Here is an 18,702-nt window from a genome sequence, read left to right on the forward strand (position 1 = left end):
AGTTCAATAATCAAAGTTCAAAGTAAATGAGAGAATGGAAAAAGATAGAAGGTTTTGATTTCAAGGAAATCATCTTCGAGGAGTATAATCACATTGCTAAGATTACCATCAATCGTGAGCGTTATCGCAACGCCTTCACTCCATTGACTACCTGGGAGATGGCGCAGGCTTTCAACTACTGTCGTGACTGTCTGGATATCCGTGTGGTTATCCTGACGGGTGCTGGCGATAAGGCTTTCTGTGCCGGTGGAGATATGCATGTGAAGGGTAGAGGTGGATATGTTGGCAACGATGGTGTGCCTCGTCTCAACGTGCTTGATGTACAGATGCAGATTCGTCGTTTGCCAAAGCCTGTTATCGCCATGGTGAACGGTTATGCCATCGGTGGTGGTCATGTGCTTCATGTGATGTGCGACTTGACCATCGCTTCAGAGAATGCCATCTTCGGACAGACTGGTCCTAAGGTAGGAAGCTTCGATGCAGGTTTCGGTTCTTCTTATCTGGCACGAATGGTTGGTCAGAAGAAGGCCCGTGAAATCTGGTTCCTCTGCAAGCAGTATTCTGCGAAGGAGGCAGAAGAGATGGGAATGGTCAACAAGGTGGTTCCTCTCGACCAGTTGGAAGATACCTGCGTAGAATGGGCTGAAATCATGATGGAGCGTTCTCCTTTGGCTCTCCGTATGATCAAGGCTGGCTTGAATGCTGAGTTGGATGGTCAGGCTGGTATTCAGGAGTTGGCTGGTGATGCAACGATGCTCTATTATACCATGGATGAGGCTCAGGAGGGTGGCAAGGCTTTCCTGGAGAAGCGCAAGCCTCGTTTTGAGGATTATCCTCAGTTCCCGTAAATGGCAGAGTGAGTAATCGAATATAAGGATATATAAACCATATAGGATGCCTTCGGTCATCTTGTATGGTTTATTTTTTTTCCTTCACTATGGATGCTGGATGAAAACCAATAGGGGGAAGATGAAGATAAATGAAAAATGGATGAAAATAAAAAAGCCAACCTCTAATACTAGAGATTGGCAATCTTAATGCTTTATGGGTGGAAGGTGGGACTCGAACCCACGACATTCAGAACCACAATCTGACGCTCTAACCAACTGAACTACGTCCACCATGTTAGCTTGCTTAATTGTTATTTCTTTTAAGCGAGTGCAAAGGTACTACATTTTTTTGAATCCACCAAATTTTTTCTAAACTTTTTTCTGAAAAACTTCATTTTTCTGTAAAAAAATAGCATTTCCCCTTAAAACTGCAGTTTTTTTGATGGGAAAATGCTATTTATAAGTTTACAAGCTATTACTTAGCAGGGCTAGCTGGTACAGTTGGAGTTGCTGCTTTCTGTGCATCTGCTGCACCATTAGCTGCTGGGGCTGCTTTCTGAGCACCTGCTGCAGCATCCTTGCTAGCACCTGGCATAGCAGGAAGAGCAGTCTGCTCCTGAGTTGCACCTTCCATAACGCTGCTTTCACCAGCTGCCTGAGGCGCTACATAAGCACAAACTATGCTGATAACTACCATGGCACCAGCGAGACCCCATGTTAATTTCTCTATAATGTCGGTTGTCTTACGAACGCCCATGATAGAGTTTGTTGATGAGAAGTTACTTGCAAGTCCACCTCCCTTTGATTCCTGGATGAGCACGATGAAAATCATCATGATTGCTACCAGGACGATTAATACTACAAATAATGTGTAAGCCATTTTTAAAAACTAGTTTTATTTATTATTTTTATTTGTTATTTTTATTATTTCCGTTTAATATCAGTTTCTCGAGAAATCTTAGCTGGTCCACATAGTAGGCACTCTTGTGTGGATGCTGCTTGTAGAGTCGCTCGATAATTTGATAAGCTCGTTCATACTTGCCCTGTTTGATGTAGATGCAGGCGAGGGTTTCTGTAAATACACCACTATTTTCAGTTTGTTCCTCGTTGTCTTTGTCATCTTCCAGTTGAGGCGTGTATTCTGGCTTGTATTCCTCTCCTTGCTGTATCTTTGGCAATTTGAATCCTCCATCTTCCATGAAGTCATCAATCAGACTGATGGTTCTTGAAGGTTTCTCGTCTTCTTCTTGATCTTCAGTCTCCATCAGATAAGCTACATAATCAACAGCTGCATCTGCAGGTGTTGGCTTCCGCTTTTCTTTCTTAGCTTCTTTTTCTTCTGCATCTGTTGGTATAGAACCTAGGAAACTGTCGATAAGGTCGCTTGTGCGGTCTGCCTTAGATGTATTGTGCAAGTTGCTTTTTGATGCTTCTCCTTGAGTAGGATAAGCCTTGCTCTTTTCCCCATAGTTTACTTTCTTGAACTGATAGTGCGCTGCTTCAACCATTTCGAAGATGACCTTGCGGTCTGTTATGTAGATGGCTGCACGGCGTAGCTCTTCGTCGAAACTAGGGTCGTGGAGTAGGTACAGGTTTTTCAACATCAAGAGGCGAGCCGTTTGATAATAGGGATATAGAGCCAAGAGGGCGCGCAAGTCGTAGAGCGTCTCCCGGTTCATCTCCTCTGGGTGTTGTATCAATCTGCTTAATTCCACTTTTTTCTATTTAATGTTTGGTTACTATGAACTTTGAGCTATGAACTTTGAGCTTTGAACTTTGAGCTATGAACTTTGAGCTATGAACTTTGAGCTTTGAACTTTGAGCTTTGAACTTTGAGCTTTGAACTTTATGATTTGTATAGCTGTTGAATTCTTCACTCTTCACTCTTCGTTCTTCACTTACTATTTCCTTACCAGTTAGCTACTGTAGCGTTGAATATCTGGTCTACCAAGTCTTTTACCATCTGGGTGACCAGTTCTTCCTGAACAGAAGCTAAACTTTGTGTGGTATCGTAGGTCTTTGCAGAGGTGAATGACTTTTCGAAGTCCTCGGTATGTTTCTTGTTATTCGTGAAACGGACATTGACGGTGATACTCAATTCTGTCTGTGCAGAATAACCTTCAGCAGATACCGACTTGTTGCGCTGTGAATATTGGGTAATTTCACCCTCAATCTTCAGGTCGCCATTACGGGAAACCTGTCGCAACTGGGTATTGTTGGCAAATTTGTCTTTCAGCTCGTTGTTGAACATTGGTCCCATTGGTCCCCAAACGTATGAACTTCTGATAGGGAAGTCTGCTATTTGGATAGTCTTGGTCTGGGTATAGTCAATGCTGGCGCCGTTGAAGCCGTAGCTAACGGAACATGCAGTCATGATGCCTATGACCAATGAAATCCCTAATATATATATGTACGCGCGTAATTGCTTCATAATTTATATTTCTTTATTTTCCGGTAAAGTGTTCTGTCTGATATACCCAATTCCTCAGCGGCTTTCTTTCGATTGCCATTGTTGCGTTCCAGAGCCTTTTCTATCATTTGTTTGCTCAAGTCATCGAGATTCAGTGAGTCGTTCTCTTTGATTTCTTCTGCCTCGATTTCTTCTGGTTCCGATTGTCCCATTTTGTCAGCTCGGATGATTCCCGGTTCATGTCGGATGATTCCTGTGTCATGCTGGATGATTCCTGTGTCATGCCGCATCATTCCTTCTGCTGGTGTGATAGACTGTGTTTTTTCAAACTCTGCCGGATAGGTTGTTGGACTCATGCTCGATACAGAGGTAGGACTACTGAATCCTTCTGCTCCTCTTAGTTGACGGGCTTCATCCAGTTGCTTGCGCAATGATCCCACCTCTCTTCGCAGGTCACTCACGTTTCCTCTTAGTTCGTAAAGAATCTTATAGAGAAATTCTCGTTCGTTTTCATAACTGTGCGAGGTGTTGTTGCTCTGTGGAATGGTGGCAAGTTGAGTAGTCTCTTCATCGCGTGGGATAAAATGCATGAGTGTCTCCATGTTAATTTCCCGTTCACGACTTAATACCGACATTTGCTCGGTAATGTTCTTGAGCTGTCTCACGTTGCCTGGCCACTTATATTTCAGCATGAGTTTCTTGGCATCTTCTGTCAGGCTGATCTTTGGCAGATTGTATTTCTCTGCCATTTGCATGGCGAAAAGGCGGAACAACAGTAAGATGTCATTTCCTCGTTCGCGAAGTGGAGGCATCTGGATAGGAATTGTATTCAGTCGGTAATACAAGTCTTCGCGGAATCTTCCTTCGCTGATTGCCTTTCTCATGTTGACGTTGGTGGCAGCAACGATTCGTACGTTGGTCTTGCGAATCTCTGTTCCACCTACGCGGATATATTCGCCCGTTTCCAGCACTCTCAGCAGTCTTGCCTGAGTCTGTATGGGCAGTTCGCCCACCTCGTCAAGAAATATAGTACCCTTGTTGGCTATTCCGAAGTAGCCTTCGCTTTCTCCTATGGCTCCGGTAAAGGAACCCTTCTCATGTCCAAAGAGCTCACTGTCTATAGTGCCCTCAGGAATGCTTCCGCAGTTGATGGCAAAATACTTTTCTCTTCTTCTTGGTGAGTTGTCATGGATCACCCTCGGAATGATTTCCTTACCAACTCCACTTTCTCCGATAATAAGCACAGAAAGATCTGTCGGTGCCACCTGTAAGGCGACATCGAGAGCATGATTCAATCCGTCGCTATTTCCGACGATATTGTAGCGTTGTTTTATTTTCTGTAGTTCAGATGTATCCATTTAGCTGCCAAAATTACACATTTTTTTTGAAATATCAGCATATATTGCCCAAAAATAGGTCTTTTTTAACGTTTACCTATTCTTGGGCATCATATTTTGCTTTAAATTAAGCTTCTGGAGCTACTTGCTGAGCTGGTTCAGTTGTAGCTTGTGGAGCTTCCTGACCTTCATTCTTTGGACGAGGTGTAAAGTTCTTTTCATTCTTTGGAGGGAATGGTTTGCCGCCCTTCTTTGGGATAGAGAATCTTACCTTTTCGCTCTCGTCACGCTTCTCGTGATAGAGTTTTGGAAGTGGATTTTCTATTGCCTCATCATAGCTGTTTCTGTTCTGGAAAGCATCAATAGCCAGGAATACTGCCTGGCGGAACGATGACTCGTCAGCTTCATTGCAGCCTGCAATGCTGTAACTTGGTGCCATGTTGGCTGCTGTATGGATGATAGGCAAACCTGCAGTGTAGATGACGCCATCCTCTGTATAGAGAGAATGGAATGGGGTAGTGGCTTGGTCATGATACATGGCCATGATTCCGTCAAAGTCGCTAAAATATCCCTTACCGAAGAACTCATCTGCTGCGTATGGACCAAAAGCCTGAATGCCTTGTTCTGCTAATTTGTCAATAGCAGGAATGATGATTTCGCTCTCCTCCTTACCGCAACTTTCCTCTTCGTTGCTGCGAGGATTGAGGGCAAGCACTGCTATGCGTGGGTTGGTGATGAGGAAATCTCTTTTGATGGTTTGTTGCATGAGCTTTACTCTTTCGATAATGCGTTCCTCGGTGATTCCGGCTATTACATTTTTGAATGGAGTCTTCTCTGTAACTGATGCTATGCGAAGGTTGCCACCTACGAGGATGGAAAGGGCTTCCTGTCCTTCGCCAAGACATGTTTCGATATAATGCTTGTGCCCCTTGAATGGGAAACCTTCTATCTGGGCATTCTGGTTATTGATAGGGGCTGTGATTAGCACATCATAGAGATTGTCTCTGAAATCAGTCATTGCTCTGTCGAGCGCTTTGATAGCTGCTGCTCCCGATTCGGTGGTAGGCATACCCATGTCTACCTTTACCTCTTCATCTACAGCTGCAAGCAGGTTGATGCGTCCTTCCTCTGCATCTTCTGCTTTCTGGATGATAGAAAACTGTGCTGGCAGGTTCATCGCCTTGCGATAATAGGCTGCCACCTTTGGTGAACCGTAGATGATTGGTGTACAGAAATCCAGCATCTCTGATTCAGCAAATGTCTTAAAGATGAGTTCATATCCGATACCGTTGGTATCTCCGTGAGTGATAGCCACTCTGATTTTCTTATTGTCCATTGATGTATTTTATTTTATTGTGGAAATCGCAGCTTCGAGCTGCTTGATTAATATTTTCTTTTTCATTTCGGGTGCATAGACGAAGCCGATGACATAGAGGTTATGGATGCGATGCATCACGTAAGGTCCTCCCATGGCATCCCCTTTCATCTCCCAGAGTCCTCTTTCTAAAAGAACAGGAATGGTCATATACATGCTGTCGGTTTCGCCCGGCATGTTGGTTCGAAGAATGCTATCAATCTGAGCCTTGTCATTTACATTTACATGAAAAGCATTTGAATTCTTCATTCTTCGTTCTTCACTCTTCTCTTTTCCTGCTCTTCGTTCTTCACTCTTCACTTTCATCACGAGCAGGTTCTGCATTCCCGTACTTGCGTTGTTCGAAATCCAGATGAAGTTTTTTGCCTTCTTGCTGGCATTCATCGATACCGGGATTTTCATGTCAAGTCCGAATGTCTTCTTTACCTCTTCCTGCATCTCCTTGTTCTGCTTGCTGGGATTGTTGGAGATCATCTCTGCCAGATGCTTCAGTTCAGCTTCATCTACAATTTGGCGGAGCTTTTCGCCATTGAGTCTTTCTCGCAGCTGCTGTACGGAATGGGCATTGATGCGGATGATGTTTTGCGGTTCAGCATTCTCATCGTGGCTCAACTTGACAGCGAAGTCTTTATCTGTGATATTGACGATGATGCGGGTTCTGACGAGCAGGTAGCTGCCTTTTGTCTTCCCCTTCTTCACCTGAATCAGTTTGCAGAGAGGCTCGGGTTGGGGAAGGGCTGGAACGTCTTCCGTCAGTATCCTGGTAACGATGCTGTCGGTATCTCCTTCCAGTACAATCTCGTAAGGTTGCCCTGTACTGGCTGGCTTTTTCCTGTTCTTCCCCGTTAAACCGCAACTTGTCAAGAGGAGAAATATCAGGCAGAACGGGAAAAGAAGCGTTATCGTATTTCTCACCATTATGCTATGTTCTTTTCGTCTACTCTTTTTTCTCTTCGTCCTCATGCTGGCGTATTTCGCCAATCTTCTTCGAGGTACTCAGCAAGCCGCAGGCTGCATAGATGTCTTGTCCACGGCTGGCACGGATGGTTGTAAACACGCCGTGCGAGGTAAGGTAATCGCGGAACTGCTCCATCTTTTCGTCATTCACGCCCAGCAGTGGGATGTCTGGAATCTGGTGGAAGCGGATCAGGTTGAAACGGCAATCGAGTCCCTTTACCAACTTGATGATAGCTTTGGCATGCTGCATGCTGTCATTCACTCCCTTGAATACGATGTATTCGAACGAGAGGCGACGCTGGTGGGAGAAGTCGTAGTTCTTCAAAAGCTCTACCACCTGCTCAATACCCATACCTCTTTCTGCAGGCATCAGTTCTGCGCGCTCTGAAGGAATAGGATCGTGCATGGAAATAGCCACATGGCATTCGCTCTCTTCCAGGAATCGCTTCAGTTTGTTCTTCACGCCAACAGAACTTACCGTGATACGCTTCGGACTCCATGCCCAGCCATAGTCGGCAGTCAGAATTTCCGTAGCACGAAGCACGTTGTCGAGGTTGTCCATTGGCTCGCCCTGTCCCATGAATACGATGTTGGTGAGCTTGTCTACCTCTGGCAATGAGTAAATCTGGTTCAGGATGTCGCCGGCAGGCAGACTTCCCTCGAATCCCTGCTTACCTGTTTGGCAGAAGAGACAGTTCATCTTGCAACCCACCTGCGAAGAAACACAGAGCGTGGCACGGTCCTTATCTGGAATATAAACCGTTTCCACAAACTTGCCACTTCGGGTAGGAAAGAGATACTTGATGGTACCATCCACAGAATGTTGTGCGTCGGAATATCCGAAGCATCCTATTTCGTATTCGGCAGCGAGTTTTGCACGGTTGGCTTTCGAGATATTGGTCATCTCATCAATGCTCTTTACATGCTGCTCATAGAGCCATTTCGCCATCTGTCCTCCGGTGAAGGCAGGCATGCCGAGATCCTTTGCCACCTGCTTCAATTCGGCAAGTGTAAGGCCTAAAAGATATTTTTTTTCATTATTCATACTGCAAAGATAGTGTTTTTTGCCGAAAAATTGTTATCTTTGCCACATATTTTAAGATAATAAGTTGAAATAAAGATAAAAAACATAGTTTGATGCCCCCAAATGGGACGAAAAACGAAAAAATAGAAACAAAGAAATGAGACAAAAAATAGACCTTTTCTTGCCTTGTGAAGACCTGGATGTAGCCCAGGAAGCACTCTTGGAACTTCATGACAACAAGACAGTTCAACATATCAATCTCTTGGTGAGTGCTGATTTCGCTGCTTCTCATCAAGTGCCTGATGGTTGTACATTTATCGTTGTCGACCGATTGGAGAGTTCCAATACTGTTAGTAGTATTGCTGAGAACACCGATGCCGACTATGTAATCATTTGTACCAAAGCCACTCCTATCCGTTGGGGATTGTATGCCTTGGAACGTTTCCTCCGTACCGCTGATGATACGGGAGCGGTCATGGTATACTCCGATCATTACTCTGTTCAGGAGGGTAAACTGGAGAAGCATCCGGTCATCGACTATCAGGCTGGTTCACTTCGTGATGACTTCGATTTTGGAAGTCTCTGGCTTGTCAAGGCACAGAATCTGCTCGACTATGCAGCACAGCAGGACAGACAGGAATATCAGTTTGCAGGACTCTATGACCTTCGTCTTTATCTGAGTAGAGTGGGAGAGATTTTCCATGTCAATGAATTCCTCTATACGGAAGATGAGCTCGATACCAGAAAGAGTGGAGAAAAGCAGTTCGACTATGTGAACCCTCGCAACCGGGAGGTACAGATAGAGATGGAGAAGGCTTGCACCCATCATCTCGAAAAGGTGGGAGCCTTGGTTGATACCAATTACTATCGACAGCCTGATTTTGATGAGCAGGAGTTTGAATACGAGGCTTCTGTCATTATTCCGGTATTCAACCGTGAAAAGACGATAGCTGACGCAGTGAAAAGCGCACTCAGTCAGAAGACCAGCTTCAAGTTTAATGTTATCGTGGTAAATAATCATTCTACCGACCGTACGGGCGAAATCCTTTCAGAGATTGCCCATGAGATGGAGGAACGGAATGATAAGCAGGCAGGGCGCCTTGTCCAGATTGTGCCTGATCGCAACGACCTTGGCATTGGTGGCTGCTGGAATATGGCTATCAACAGCGACCATTGTGGTAAGTTTGCCGTCCAGCTGGATAGTGATGACCTCTATTCTTCCCCTAAGACGCTGCAAAAGATAGTAGATGCCTTCCATAAGCAGAAGGCTGCCATGATGATCGGCTCTTATCGCATGTGCGATTTCGATCTCAATACACTGCCTCCTGGATTGATAGACCATAAGGAGTGGACCGAAGATAATGGCTGTAATAACGCTCTGCGTATCAATGGATTGGGTGCTCCTCGTGCCTTCTTTACCCCATTGGTCCGTCAGATTCAATTTCCTAATACCAGTTATGGTGAGGACTATGCCTTGGGATTGGTGTTCTCTCGTCGCTACCGTATTGGCAGAATCTACGATGAACTTTACCTCTGCCGTCGTTGGGGAGGAAATAGTGATGCTGCCTTGAGTATCGATAAGGTAAATGCCAATAATCTTTATAAGGACCGTCTTCGCACCATGGAGTTGAAGGCGCGCCAGCAGATGTTGCAGGGCAAGGCTGATATAATGGAAGATAGCAGTATCTCCCGTTTCTTCAATCGCCAGATGGAGAAGTGGGCTGATGCCCGTCACCGCTTCCGCGATCTCAAGCATGTGGAGACCCATCAGCTCTCCGACCAGTTGAAAGTGCAGTGGAATCCGGCACGCATCGTGAGCACCGGAGCCAAGATTGATAAGAAGACATTGGGTGATCGTCCATGTTTCCTTTGCGACAAGAACCGTCCTAAGGAGCAGATTTCAAAACAGATAGATGAACGCTTCCTTCTCTTGGTGAATCCGTTCCCGATTCTGCCTGTTCATTTCACGATTCCTGCAAGAAAGCATCAGCCACAGTCTATCTATAAGAATTATGGTGAGATGCACCGGTTCCTGAGCTTGCATAGCGAGTTGATGGTGTTCTATAACGGTCCGAAGTGTGGAGCCTCAGCTCCTGATCATCTTCATTTCCAGGCAGGTACCAGTGGCATCTTGCCTTTGCAGGCTAATTGGCAGCGACTTTCTCGCAACCTTACTGATATCATTTCTCTGAATGATGACGAAAAGATTGCCTTGATTCATGACTTTGTTGTTCCAGCCTTTGTCATCATCTCCAAGAGTGAGGACAGCGATGAGGCTCTTTTCCAACGTCTCTATAAGTCGATGCCTGTTCGTGGTGATGAGACTGAACCAATGATGAATATCATCGCATGGCGCAAGGGGGATGAGTATATCTCTGTGGTTATTCCTAGAGAGAAACACCGCCCTGAGGCTTATTTTGCAGAAGGCGATGCACAGATGATGGTTTCTCCTGGAGCCTTGGATATGTCGGGACTCATCATTACTCCCCGTGAGGAAGACTTCCGTAAGTTGACCGAAGAGAGTGCTACTGCCATTCTGCAGGAATGTGGTGTCTCTACGGATAAGATGAACAGCATCGTTACCAAACTCAAGGCTTCAAAGGAAGCTGAACTGCAGGTCGGTACTTCTGCCTTATACAGTTATGACAAGGAACCTGAGGTGAAGGTGGGTATTGTGAGCGGACAGAAGATTCATTTCTCTCTCAATAAACCTTATCTGGCTAAGGGCGAGACAGTAATCGGCGAACAGGAGGTGGAATTCTCAGAAGGTGGTGTACTCTGGAACGGTAATCAGTATAGTTCCTTGACTTTCCATCCACAGAGTGCGGACGCTTCCTTCTCGCTGAGCGATGTTACGATTGGTGTCAACTTCCATTGGGAGCGCAAGGAAACCCAGACTTTCCTCGGAACATTGCGTTTCGTGGTCGAGTCGGATAAGATTTGTGCCATCAACGAACTGCCTGTAGAGAAGTATCTGGAGAGTGTAATCAGTAGTGAGATGAGTGCCACTTCCAGTCTCGAACTCTTGAAGGCACATGCCGTTATCTCCCGTTCCTGGCTTTTGGCGCAGATGAAGAAGCATAGGGATGTTGCAGAAAGTGGTAATAATTTCTTCTCTTTCACCAAGAAGGAAGATATGCTCATCCGCTGGTACGATCGCGAAGACCATACCATCTTTGATGTTTGTGCAGATGACCATTGCCAGCGTTACCAGGGAATCACGAAGGAAACTTCTCCACATGTTGCTGAGGCTATTCGTCAGACCAAGGGACAGGTGCTCCTGGATGGTGATGAGATATGCGATGCCCGATTCTCTAAATGTTGCGGTGGAGTCACAGAGGAGTTCCAGTACTGTTGGGAAGATACACCGAAGAATTATCTCACTGCGGTGAGGGATATTGCATTAGGAATAGAATCTACTTTGCCTAATCTGACAAATGAGGAAGAGGCTGAGAAGTGGATTCGCTTCAACCCTCCTGCTTTCTGCAACACGCAGGACAAGAGAATCCTCTCACAGGTGTTGAACGATTACGACCAGGAAACGGTAGACTTCTATCGCTGGAAGGTAACCCTTACTCAGGAGAAACTGCAGCAGCTCATTGCTGACAGACTGAAGATGGACTTGGGTTCTATCCTTGATATGAAATCCGTAGAACGGGGAACGAGTGGAAGAATCAGTAAGCTCCAGATTATCGGTACGGAGAAAACCTTCACCATCGGTAAGGAACTCGAAATCCGCCGCACGCTGAGTGACAGTCATCTCCTCAGTTCTGCCTTTATCGTGGATAAATATGATATAGATGAGCAGGGAGTTCCTCAGCGTTTCGAACTGGTCGGAGCTGGATGGGGACACGGAGTAGGTCTCTGTCAGATTGGTGCAGCCGTGATGGGCGAGGAAGGCTATCTGTATGATGCCATCCTTCTGCACTACTATCAGGGAGCTGAAATCAAGAAACTCTATAAATAGTGATGTAAAATGGTAACAAAGAAAAATAGTCGGAATCCATGGGCTTGGATTCCGACACTCTATTTTGCGGAAGGACTGCCTAATGTCATCGTGACAGCCCTCTCTGTCGTGATGTATATGCAGTTGGGCTTGACCGATGCCCAGGTGGGTCTCTATACCGGATGGCTGGCTTTGCCTTGGGTTATCAAACCCTTGTGGAGTCCTTTCATCGACTTGCTGAAGACCAAGCGCTGGTGGGTATTGACCATGCAGGCACTCATCGGAGCCGCCCTTGCCGGCATTGCTTTCTCGCTGCCTACTGCCTTCTGGTTCCAGGCAACGATGTGTTTCTTCTTCCTCATCGCCTTCTGTAGTGCCACCCACGATATTTCGGCGGATGGTTTCTATATGATAGAGTTGGATGAGCATACGCAGACCAAGTTCGTGGGTTTGAGAAATACCTTCTATCGCCTTGCCATCATCTTTGTGAATGGATTCCTGGTGATGCTGGCAGGTGTTCTCCAGGTGATGTTCCGCAACCAGATTAGCTTCTCATGGGCGCTCATCTTCTACGGTCTGGCAGGTATCTTCATCGGATTATGGCTCTATCATAGCCGATTCATGCCACGTCCTAAGGAGGATGTGCAGACGGACAGAACGGTGGGTGAAGTGGCTCACGAACTGAAGAATATGTTCCGCACCTTCTTCGTGAAGTTCGGATTGGGAGAAACCATCTGTGTGATGCTCTTCCTCTTGCTCTACCGATTCCCAGAAGCGCTTCTGAACACCATGACCAAGACCTTCATACTCCGTCCTAATTCGCAGGGCGGACTGGGACTGTCACCTCAGGAATATGGCTTTGCCAATGGTACTGTGGGATTGATTGGTTTGCTGCTGGGTGGAATTCTTGGTGGTATTCTGGTGAGCAGGGATGGAATGAAGAAATGGCTCTGGCCTCTGGTTTGCGCCATCACCTTGCCTGATGTGGTTTACATCTATCTGAGTTACTCGCTCAACAGCAACCTCATCGTGGTTTCCAGCTGTCTTTTCGTCGAGCAGTTGGGTTACGGTCTGGGCTTCACGGTTCTTACCCTTTACATGTTGTTCTATAGTCAGGGCAAGTTCAAGACATCCCATTATTCCATCTGTACAGGTATCTCTTATTTAGGTTTGATGTTGCCTGGTATGGTTTCGGGATATCTGAAAGATATGGTAGGCTACCGCATGTTCTTCATCATCGTGATGGCATGTTGCGCCATTACCTTCCTGGTTACTGCTTTCCTGAAGATTGATCCTAATTTCGGAAAGAAAGAGAAAGAGGAAATCGAGGAGGAAGAAATGGAAGTGATAGAATAGTAATCCTATATATAAATAGGTGAAAATACAGGAAAAGGTCGTTGGGATTCGTCTCAACGACCTTTTTACGTTAAACTAATTAAAATTTTGGGTTCCTTCTCTTGTGATATCATTTTAATATCGTATATTTGTGATATTAAAATGATATCAATATCAATAACGTAATAAATAAAGTAAAATTATGGAGAATAAGGAATTTACGTATCAGGGAAAGACCTTGAATGGCATCCTGATGTTAGTGTTAAACATCATCGGCTTTCTGGCTGGAGTTGGCTTGTTTATATTTGCCTGCGTTTCGCAAGAGGGCTGGCTGGCAAATGTCTGTGGTGTTTGTGGCGTACTGCTTCTCATCCTGAGCATCATCTGCGTCTGCGGTTTCATCCTGGTGGAGCCGGGGCAGGCTCGCGTATTGCTTTTCTTCGGTAAGTATCGTGGCACTTTTACAGAGCCTGGTTACTATTGGCTGAATCCGTTCATCAGTCAGAAGAAGCTTTCGCTTCGTGTGCGCAACCTCGATGCCGAACCTATCAAGGTGAATGACAAGACGGGTAATCCGATTATGATTGGTATGGTGCTGGTATGGAAACTGAAGGATACCTACAAGGCTATCTTCGAGATTGATACCCAGACGATGGCTGAGGGTTCTACGGGTCAGGCAGGCATCGGTGCTTCTGCTGCACAGATCATGAATATGCTGGGCCGCTTTGTTCAGATTCAGGCCGATGCCGCTCTCCGACAGGTAGCTGGACAGTATGCCTACGATGATGACGAGGGTGGAAAGTCGAATCAGATTACGCTTCGTGATGGAAGTGATGAGATTAATAAGGAGTTGGAGGCTCGCATCGATGAGCGATTGGCAATGGCAGGTATCGAGGTTGTAGAGGCTCGCATCAACTATCTGGCTTATGCACCGGAGATAGCAGCCGTGATGCTTCGTCGCCAGCAGGCTTCAGCCATCATCTCTGCCAGAGAGAAGATTGTAGAAGGAGCCGTGTCGATGGTGAAGATGGCATTGCAGAAGTTGAGCGATGAAGATGTGGTAGAGCTTGATGACGACAAGAAAGCAGCCATGGTCAGCAATCTGCTCGTAGTGCTCTGTGGTGATGATACTGCTCAGCCTGTAGTAAATACGGGAACATTGAATCATTAAAAAAGTATGGCTAAAAAGGAAACAAATATAAAAAGTTTTATATTGCGCATCGATTCGGAAACGATGAGTGCCATTGAGGCGTGGGCTGAGGATGAGTTCCGCTCAACCAACGGCCAGCTGCAATGGATCATCGCCGAAGCGCTGCGCAAGGCTGGCAGACTGCCTAAGAAAAAGAAGGCTGCATCAAAGAAAACGAAGGAAGAAGTCGATTTAAATCAAATAGGAGGGGAAAAGAAAGATGAAGAATAAAATATTTTGTTTTGTGCTTGATTTATTCAAAAATGGCGATAAGGAAGAGCAGGCTGGCATCTTTGCGCAAGTCAAGATCTATCGTTCTACAAGTGCCAGGGTCTTTGAATTTATTGTAGGAATCCTGGTTCTTGCCATATGGCTGCTCACCATCAGAAACATCATTCATGCCACATCTGATGATTTGCCTTATCTTCTTCTGTTGGCTGGAATGGGTACTTCTTTCCCTATCGCTTGTTTGCTTCACAGCTATCATCCAAAGGCCAATGACTTTCCTTTCGTCAAGATAGTCAATGCCCGACAGGTATATTACCTGTCCCTGTTGGGTCGCTATGCAGCTTTATGGTCAGCCCTCTTCTGGTTATGGATTAGTTGTATGGATTTTATCGGAAGTGAGCCTGTATTTGTGGGTGGAGTGATTGTTTGCTGTGTTCTTTTATGTCTGAACGGTGTATTCTTTTTTTATAAGATATACCAGTTGAGAAACCTGATAGAAGTAGAGGATCCAGAGCCAGCTATCAAAAACGAGAAACTCTTGACTATCGGTGTGTTGGTATTGACGATGGTTTTAGGTTTTGCGATGCATCTCCTGCCGATTTGGGATTGTATGCCAAAGATATTAAGTGGATTTTTAAGAGGAATCCTCGTCATAGCAATGGTAGTAGGTATCGTCTGGGTATGCAAGAGATACTTCGGCCTTTTCCGTGAAATTGATAAAGACGCCTCCGATTCATCCAGGAAATAGAATCGCCAGGCGTCCCATAAAGTCTTCCGTCAGGCGTCCCGGCGGATTTGCAATCCGCCGTCAAAAAATGTCCTAACTTGTTGGTGCTCTGCGGATTTGCAATCCGCAGCAATCAGTTTTGAAGCAAGGTGTGGGGAATTACAAACCGATAATCGTTGCGATGAGGTGTCGGCTTCCGCCTCCCTCTCTGAATTCACAGAGGTAAATCCCCTGCCATGTACCAAGGTTCAGTCTGCCATTGGTAATAGGAATGGTGAGTGATACGCCTACCATGCTCGATTTGGCATGCGCTGACATATCCGTAGGTCCTTCATCCTGATGCAGATACCTTGGGTCGCCATCCGGAACCAGTCTTTCGAAGATACCCTTTAAATCATGTCTCACATCAGGGTCGAAGTTCTCGTTCAGCGACAATCCGCAACTGGTATGTCTTACGAAGAGGTTCAGTATCCCCGTCTTAGGCAGCGCCGGCAAGTTCCTCATCACCTCGTTGGTTACGAGGTGAAAGCCGCGAGGAAGCGGGCGCAAAGAAAATTCAACTTGCTGTATCATATCATTCTTTGTTTTATATTTCTACTGTTTGTATCTTTCTGATTGTCAATTTACAAAGGTAATTATAATTTTATTATTATAATACTATTATAATGCAAATATAGGAAAGTTTAACCATTTAAGGGAATCTCCTTCAATCAAGTCGAGTATATCTCTTCTAATCAAGTCGGGTATTTTCTTGCTATCTGCTACCCCGAAAAAACTTCTTCTTTAGAAGAAGGAAAAAAACAGGAAAAAATAATCCCGAAAAGATTTGGTGGTTTCAGAATAATGATGTACTTTTGCACCCGAAATCAAGCATTAAGAGTTGCCCAGTTGCGGCACACCAACCGAGTTTCGCATAGAGATAACCACGGTGGTAAAAGAATGTGTAAGTGTTTAACAACTTAAAATAATTATCTTTATGAATCCAAATTCAGATTTAAAGAACAATGAGAATGTAATGGCAGCTAATGCCGAGTCATCAACAATTAAGGCAGCTAATTCTGAGTCATCAACTGTTGGTGCAGACTATGCCGAGTCAAGAATTTCAGAGTATGCAGCCCGCTTTGCTGCATACAGCGATGAGCGTTTGAATCAGACCATAGATCATGAGCGCAAGGTTCGTGGTTGGGGCAGCGAACGCAGCTACTTCCTCGCCGCCCTGCGAGGAGAGTGTGAGAAACGAGGCATTGATTACTGCTAATCAAGCCCTATCTGTGGAAATCTGTGAATTGAAAATCGGTGGCCGAAGGGAAAGCCAAATCTGTGGGAGTTTATGACTTGAATTCCTCGATGAAGGGTTGCAGGTTTCCACCTCTTGGCGAGTTATAGTCTTCAAGGATGGCGAAGGCGATGAGCTTGTACTTGTCCATGAACTCCTTCTCGTCGATGACTTCGTGAAACAGTCTTGCGATATGTTTCGGAGGATTGTGGAAGGCACCGCAACCGAATGCACCGAGCACGATGCTGTCGTGTCCGTTCAGCAGACCGATACGCAGCATCGTCCTCATTTTGTTCTTTGTCAATGCGGCATCTTCTTCACAGATGTTCCCATCTCTATCTAAATCAGGATGATTGATGGCGGCTACTGCCACGAACGACATATAGTAAGGAGTATCGAGCAAGGCAAAGTTATCCTTGGCTCCAGCCCTGAATACGGTAGCGTCTGGCACATAGATACCTCCGAATCTCACAGGCATCGGATATTGGAACTTGCTTTTCTCCAGACCGTAATCCTCGGCATATTCCGCATAGCGATACATAGAGAGAAAGAGGTTGGTGCTGCGGAAGAGGCTTTCCTCCTGTGCCCGGCTTCCGTTCTTCACGCCACCACCCGGGTTGCGCCGGCTTGCCAGGTTGAGAACCACGGGATTGTATCCTTCCTGTTGCAACTGATGACCGCAATGGATGCTGTCGTCATTCTTCACTATAATCTTGGTGGAACCTTCTGCAAGACTAGGTACATTAGAAGCATCCAGTGGTTTGGTATAGAATCTGCTTCCCCTCAGCATCTTCGTGTTGTCGAGCAGTTTCACTTCCTCCCCATTCTCAGAGGTGTAATGTCCTTCCAGTACAATATCTATAGTTTGCTGATACACGTCAGCCAGTTGTCTTCTGTCGTTTATCATGATGTCTTCTGTTTATTTTGTTTGTGTCACTAAAAATCCGTTCTTTTTGGCAAAATTATAAGTTTTCTTTGTATTCTCCAAACTTTTATATATAAAATATGTGGTATTCTCGATATTTCTTTGTAAATTTGCCCACAAAAGAAAAATATATAATTATGGAAGGACAAACAAAACTTTCTGCCGGACAGATAGGCATATTGATTAATGCCCGTATCAAAGATATGGCAATGTGGCTGATGGAAGACTTCAAGTATTCTCTTGAAGAAGCTTTAGATTGTGTTTATAATTCAGAGTTATTCGAGAAACTTCAGGATTTAGAGACAGGGCTATATTATCAGAGTTCTGGCTACAACTATGAGTTGCTGAAGGAGGAAATTAAATATGGAAAGGTAGGTTGAGAATTATGGAATTAGAAAGTAAGACTTATTACATTATATATTGTGTGAGCCAATTTGCACAGCGGTTTGGCATATCTTTGAAGCAATCCTATGCTTATCTGAAAAGGCATAAGGGATTGGATTTTTTGTATGAATGTTATGGAGCGGAGCATCTTCTTTCTTTAGATGATGCAGTGGATGATTTGGCTGTTATTTGTCATAGGCATGGAGGGGCTTTGGTATGATAGAGTTGTATCATGGATCCAATCTGTTTATAGACAAGATTGATTTTACTAAGTGTAAGCCTTATAAGGATTTTGGGCAAGGTTTTTATCTGACGGATATTTTTCCGCAGGCAATGGAGATGGCAATCAAGCGAACTCGTATTGTTGGCTCAGGTTCTCCTGTCGTAACAAAATTCTTGTTTGACGAGAAACTGTTGATTGATGGAAGTCTGAAAGTGTTGACTTTTGATAGTCCATCAATAGAATGGGCAAAATTTATCTTAGCTAACCGTAAAAGAAGTAAGGATAAATTTATTCATGACTATGATGTTGTGGTCGGTCCCGTTGCTGATGATGGTGTCGCTTTTCAATTGGAAAGATATTTGTATGGAGGACTGACTTTAGAGCAACTTGCAAAAGAGTTGACCTACAGAAAGCTGAATCGCCAGTATTTTTTCGGTACAGAGAAGGCTATAAGTTATCTTCAGCAGATTTGATATGTGTCGTATAGATTCATTAAGAGTCTGAGTAAGAAGCAGAGAGAGGATTATATGATTATG

19 protein-coding genes, 1 tRNA gene and 1 riboswitch are annotated in these 18,702 nt (G+C 45.0%); of the genes, 10 read left to right on the forward strand and 10 right to left on the reverse strand.

The annotated features are described in order from the left end of the window. Positions 1–26 precede the first annotated feature (26 nt). Positions 27–848, forward strand: a complete 822-nt coding sequence (menB, locus tag ACQRBJ_RS06200) for a 1,4-dihydroxy-2-naphthoyl-CoA synthase (protein WP_089545278.1) — start codon at positions 27–29, stop codon at positions 846–848. 198 nt (positions 849–1,046) lie between these two features. Here the strand turns inward: menB and ACQRBJ_RS06205 are convergent. The 8 genes from ACQRBJ_RS06205 to rlmN form a co-directional block, all read right to left on the reverse strand. Further along, a tRNA-His gene (locus ACQRBJ_RS06205) sits at positions 1,047–1,122 on the reverse strand. A 183-nt stretch (positions 1,123–1,305) separates the two neighbouring features. Beyond that, positions 1,306–1,710: a preprotein translocase subunit SecG gene (secG, locus tag ACQRBJ_RS06210; protein ID WP_153125770.1), complete on the reverse strand. Its 405-nt coding sequence runs from the start codon at positions 1,708–1,710 to the stop codon at positions 1,306–1,308. Between the two features lie 28 nt (positions 1,711–1,738). Continuing rightward, on the reverse strand, positions 1,739–2,545 hold the full coding sequence (locus ACQRBJ_RS06215; protein WP_445303106.1) for a tetratricopeptide repeat protein: 807 nt from the start codon (positions 2,543–2,545) through the stop codon (positions 1,739–1,741). Between the two features lie 194 nt (positions 2,546–2,739). Further along, complete coding sequence (gene lptE, locus ACQRBJ_RS06220; RefSeq protein WP_294969079.1) at positions 2,740–3,261, reverse strand: LptE family protein; 522 nt, start codon at positions 3,259–3,261, stop codon at positions 2,740–2,742. Beyond that, positions 3,258–4,598, reverse strand: a complete 1,341-nt coding sequence (locus ACQRBJ_RS06225) for a sigma-54-dependent transcriptional regulator (protein WP_295345850.1) — start codon at positions 4,596–4,598, stop codon at positions 3,258–3,260. Before ACQRBJ_RS06225 ends, lptE begins: the two co-directional genes overlap by 4 nt. Positions 4,599–4,704: 106 nt before the next feature. Then, positions 4,705–5,913, reverse strand: coding sequence for a PdxA family dehydrogenase (locus tag ACQRBJ_RS06230; protein WP_217760417.1), 1,209 nt, complete (start codon positions 5,911–5,913; stop codon positions 4,705–4,707). Between the two features lie 9 nt (positions 5,914–5,922). After that, the gene (locus ACQRBJ_RS06235; protein WP_294969071.1) at positions 5,923–6,870 is read right to left on the reverse strand and encodes a DUF4837 family protein; all 948 of its coding nucleotides are present in this window, start codon (positions 6,868–6,870) and stop codon (positions 5,923–5,925) included. Between the two features lie 19 nt (positions 6,871–6,889). Continuing rightward, positions 6,890–7,954, reverse strand: coding sequence for a 23S rRNA (adenine(2503)-C(2))-methyltransferase RlmN (rlmN, locus tag ACQRBJ_RS06240; RefSeq protein ID WP_445303107.1), 1,065 nt, complete (start codon positions 7,952–7,954; stop codon positions 6,890–6,892). Between the two features lie 136 nt (positions 7,955–8,090). Here rlmN and ACQRBJ_RS06245 point away from each other — a divergent pair, with 136 nt between their 5' ends. From ACQRBJ_RS06245 to ACQRBJ_RS06265, 5 genes are all read left to right on the forward strand, one after another. After that, positions 8,091–11,900, forward strand: coding sequence for a DUF4922 domain-containing protein (locus ACQRBJ_RS06245; protein WP_445303108.1), 3,810 nt, complete (start codon positions 8,091–8,093; stop codon positions 11,898–11,900). Between the two features lie 9 nt (positions 11,901–11,909). After that, entirely contained in the window at positions 11,910–13,235 is a 1,326-nt protein-coding gene (locus tag ACQRBJ_RS06250) for an MFS transporter (protein WP_294969064.1), read from the forward strand. A 181-nt stretch (positions 13,236–13,416) separates the two neighbouring features. Next, the gene (locus ACQRBJ_RS06255) at positions 13,417–14,385 is read left to right on the forward strand and encodes an SPFH domain-containing protein (protein WP_117662731.1); all 969 of its coding nucleotides are present in this window, start codon (positions 13,417–13,419) and stop codon (positions 14,383–14,385) included. A gap of 6 nt (positions 14,386–14,391) precedes the next feature. Continuing rightward, positions 14,392–14,634, forward strand: coding sequence for a DNA-binding protein (locus ACQRBJ_RS06260; RefSeq protein WP_295345853.1), 243 nt, complete (start codon positions 14,392–14,394; stop codon positions 14,632–14,634). Next, the gene (locus tag ACQRBJ_RS06265; protein WP_445303109.1) at positions 14,624–15,379 is read left to right on the forward strand and encodes a hypothetical protein; all 756 of its coding nucleotides are present in this window, start codon (positions 14,624–14,626) and stop codon (positions 15,377–15,379) included. The genes ACQRBJ_RS06260 and ACQRBJ_RS06265 overlap by 11 nt, the downstream gene beginning before the upstream one ends. 138 nt (positions 15,380–15,517) lie before the next feature. Here ACQRBJ_RS06265 and ACQRBJ_RS06270 read toward each other — a convergent pair whose 3' ends face one another. Continuing rightward, positions 15,518–15,931 (reverse strand): secondary thiamine-phosphate synthase enzyme YjbQ, encoded by a 414-nt coding sequence (locus tag ACQRBJ_RS06270; protein WP_153125793.1) that lies wholly within the window; start codon positions 15,929–15,931, stop codon positions 15,518–15,520. A gap of 292 nt (positions 15,932–16,223) precedes the next feature. Next, positions 16,224–16,335: riboswitch (SAM-I-IV-variant riboswitch) on the forward strand. Between ACQRBJ_RS06270 and ACQRBJ_RS06275 the strand changes: the two genes are divergently transcribed. After that, the gene (locus ACQRBJ_RS06275) at positions 16,335–16,616 is read left to right on the forward strand and encodes a hypothetical protein (protein WP_445303110.1); all 282 of its coding nucleotides are present in this window, start codon (positions 16,335–16,337) and stop codon (positions 16,614–16,616) included. Its footprint overlaps the riboswitch before it by 1 nt. A 70-nt stretch (positions 16,617–16,686) precedes the next feature. Here the strand turns inward: ACQRBJ_RS06275 and ACQRBJ_RS06280 are convergent, their stop codons facing one another. Next, positions 16,687–17,541 carry a TIGR02452 family protein gene (locus ACQRBJ_RS06280; protein ID WP_445303111.1) on the reverse strand — a complete coding sequence of 285 codons (855 nt, stop codon included), beginning with the start codon at positions 17,539–17,541 and terminating at the stop codon, positions 16,687–16,689. A 155-nt stretch (positions 17,542–17,696) separates the two neighbouring features. On the opposite strand from ACQRBJ_RS06280, the gene ACQRBJ_RS06285 reads away from it, so the two are divergent. From ACQRBJ_RS06285 to ACQRBJ_RS06295, 3 genes are read left to right on the forward strand one after another with little or no spacing between them, the layout of a single operon-like run. After that, complete coding sequence (locus tag ACQRBJ_RS06285; protein ID WP_117586144.1) at positions 17,697–17,939, forward strand: hypothetical protein; 243 nt, start codon at positions 17,697–17,699, stop codon at positions 17,937–17,939. 5 nt (positions 17,940–17,944) lie between these two features. Beyond that, positions 17,945–18,163 carry a DUF3791 domain-containing protein gene (locus ACQRBJ_RS06290; protein ID WP_117586164.1) on the forward strand — a complete coding sequence of 73 codons (219 nt, stop codon included), beginning with the start codon at positions 17,945–17,947 and terminating at the stop codon, positions 18,161–18,163. Next, positions 18,160–18,639: a DUF3990 domain-containing protein gene (locus tag ACQRBJ_RS06295; protein WP_349225428.1), complete on the forward strand. Its 480-nt coding sequence runs from the start codon at positions 18,160–18,162 to the stop codon at positions 18,637–18,639. Before ACQRBJ_RS06290 ends, ACQRBJ_RS06295 begins: the two co-directional genes overlap by 4 nt. Positions 18,640–18,702 lie beyond the last annotated feature (63 nt).

Source organism: Prevotella sp. SGI.167, assembly GCF_050313615.1.
In the GTDB taxonomy this organism is placed as follows: Bacteria; Bacteroidota; Bacteroidia; order Bacteroidales; family Bacteroidaceae; genus Prevotella.

What these genes read in the sequence shown, in the direction of transcription:
- ACQRBJ_RS06290 (WP_117586164.1), top strand. Translation starts at nt 17,945, where the DNA reads ATGGAATTAGAAAGTAAGACTTATTACATTATATATTGTGTGAGCCAA.
- ACQRBJ_RS06260 (WP_295345853.1), top strand. Translation starts at nt 14,392, where the DNA reads ATGGCTAAAAAGGAAACAAATATAAAAAGTTTTATATTGCGCATCGAT.
- ACQRBJ_RS06280 (WP_445303111.1), bottom strand. Translation starts at nt 17,541, where the DNA reads ATGATAAACGACAGAAGACAACTGGCTGACGTGTATCAGCAAACTATA.
- ACQRBJ_RS06275 (WP_445303110.1), top strand. Translation starts at nt 16,335, where the DNA reads ATGAATCCAAATTCAGATTTAAAGAACAATGAGAATGTAATGGCAGCT.
- menB (WP_089545278.1), top strand. Translation starts at nt 27, where the DNA reads ATGAGAGAATGGAAAAAGATAGAAGGTTTTGATTTCAAGGAAATCATC.
- ACQRBJ_RS06230 (WP_217760417.1), bottom strand. Translation starts at nt 5,913, where the DNA reads ATGGACAATAAGAAAATCAGAGTGGCTATCACTCACGGAGATACCAAC.
- lptE (WP_294969079.1), bottom strand. Translation starts at nt 3,261, where the DNA reads ATGAAGCAATTACGCGCGTACATATATATATTAGGGATTTCATTGGTC.
- ACQRBJ_RS06295 (WP_349225428.1), top strand. Translation starts at nt 18,160, where the DNA reads ATGATAGAGTTGTATCATGGATCCAATCTGTTTATAGACAAGATTGAT.
- ACQRBJ_RS06265 (WP_445303109.1), top strand. Translation starts at nt 14,624, where the DNA reads ATGAAGAATAAAATATTTTGTTTTGTGCTTGATTTATTCAAAAATGGC.
- ACQRBJ_RS06255 (WP_117662731.1), top strand. Translation starts at nt 13,417, where the DNA reads ATGGAGAATAAGGAATTTACGTATCAGGGAAAGACCTTGAATGGCATC.
- ACQRBJ_RS06285 (WP_117586144.1), top strand. Translation starts at nt 17,697, where the DNA reads ATGGAAGGACAAACAAAACTTTCTGCCGGACAGATAGGCATATTGATT.
- ACQRBJ_RS06270 (WP_153125793.1), bottom strand. Translation starts at nt 15,931, where the DNA reads ATGATACAGCAAGTTGAATTTTCTTTGCGCCCGCTTCCTCGCGGCTTT.
- secG (WP_153125770.1), bottom strand. Translation starts at nt 1,710, where the DNA reads ATGGCTTACACATTATTTGTAGTATTAATCGTCCTGGTAGCAATCATG.
- ACQRBJ_RS06225 (WP_295345850.1), bottom strand. Translation starts at nt 4,598, where the DNA reads ATGGATACATCTGAACTACAGAAAATAAAACAACGCTACAATATCGTC.
- rlmN (WP_445303107.1), bottom strand. Translation starts at nt 7,954, where the DNA reads ATGAATAATGAAAAAAAATATCTTTTAGGCCTTACACTTGCCGAATTG.
- ACQRBJ_RS06245 (WP_445303108.1), top strand. Translation starts at nt 8,091, where the DNA reads ATGAGACAAAAAATAGACCTTTTCTTGCCTTGTGAAGACCTGGATGTA.
- ACQRBJ_RS06250 (WP_294969064.1), top strand. Translation starts at nt 11,910, where the DNA reads ATGGTAACAAAGAAAAATAGTCGGAATCCATGGGCTTGGATTCCGACA.
- ACQRBJ_RS06235 (WP_294969071.1), bottom strand. Translation starts at nt 6,870, where the DNA reads ATGGTGAGAAATACGATAACGCTTCTTTTCCCGTTCTGCCTGATATTT.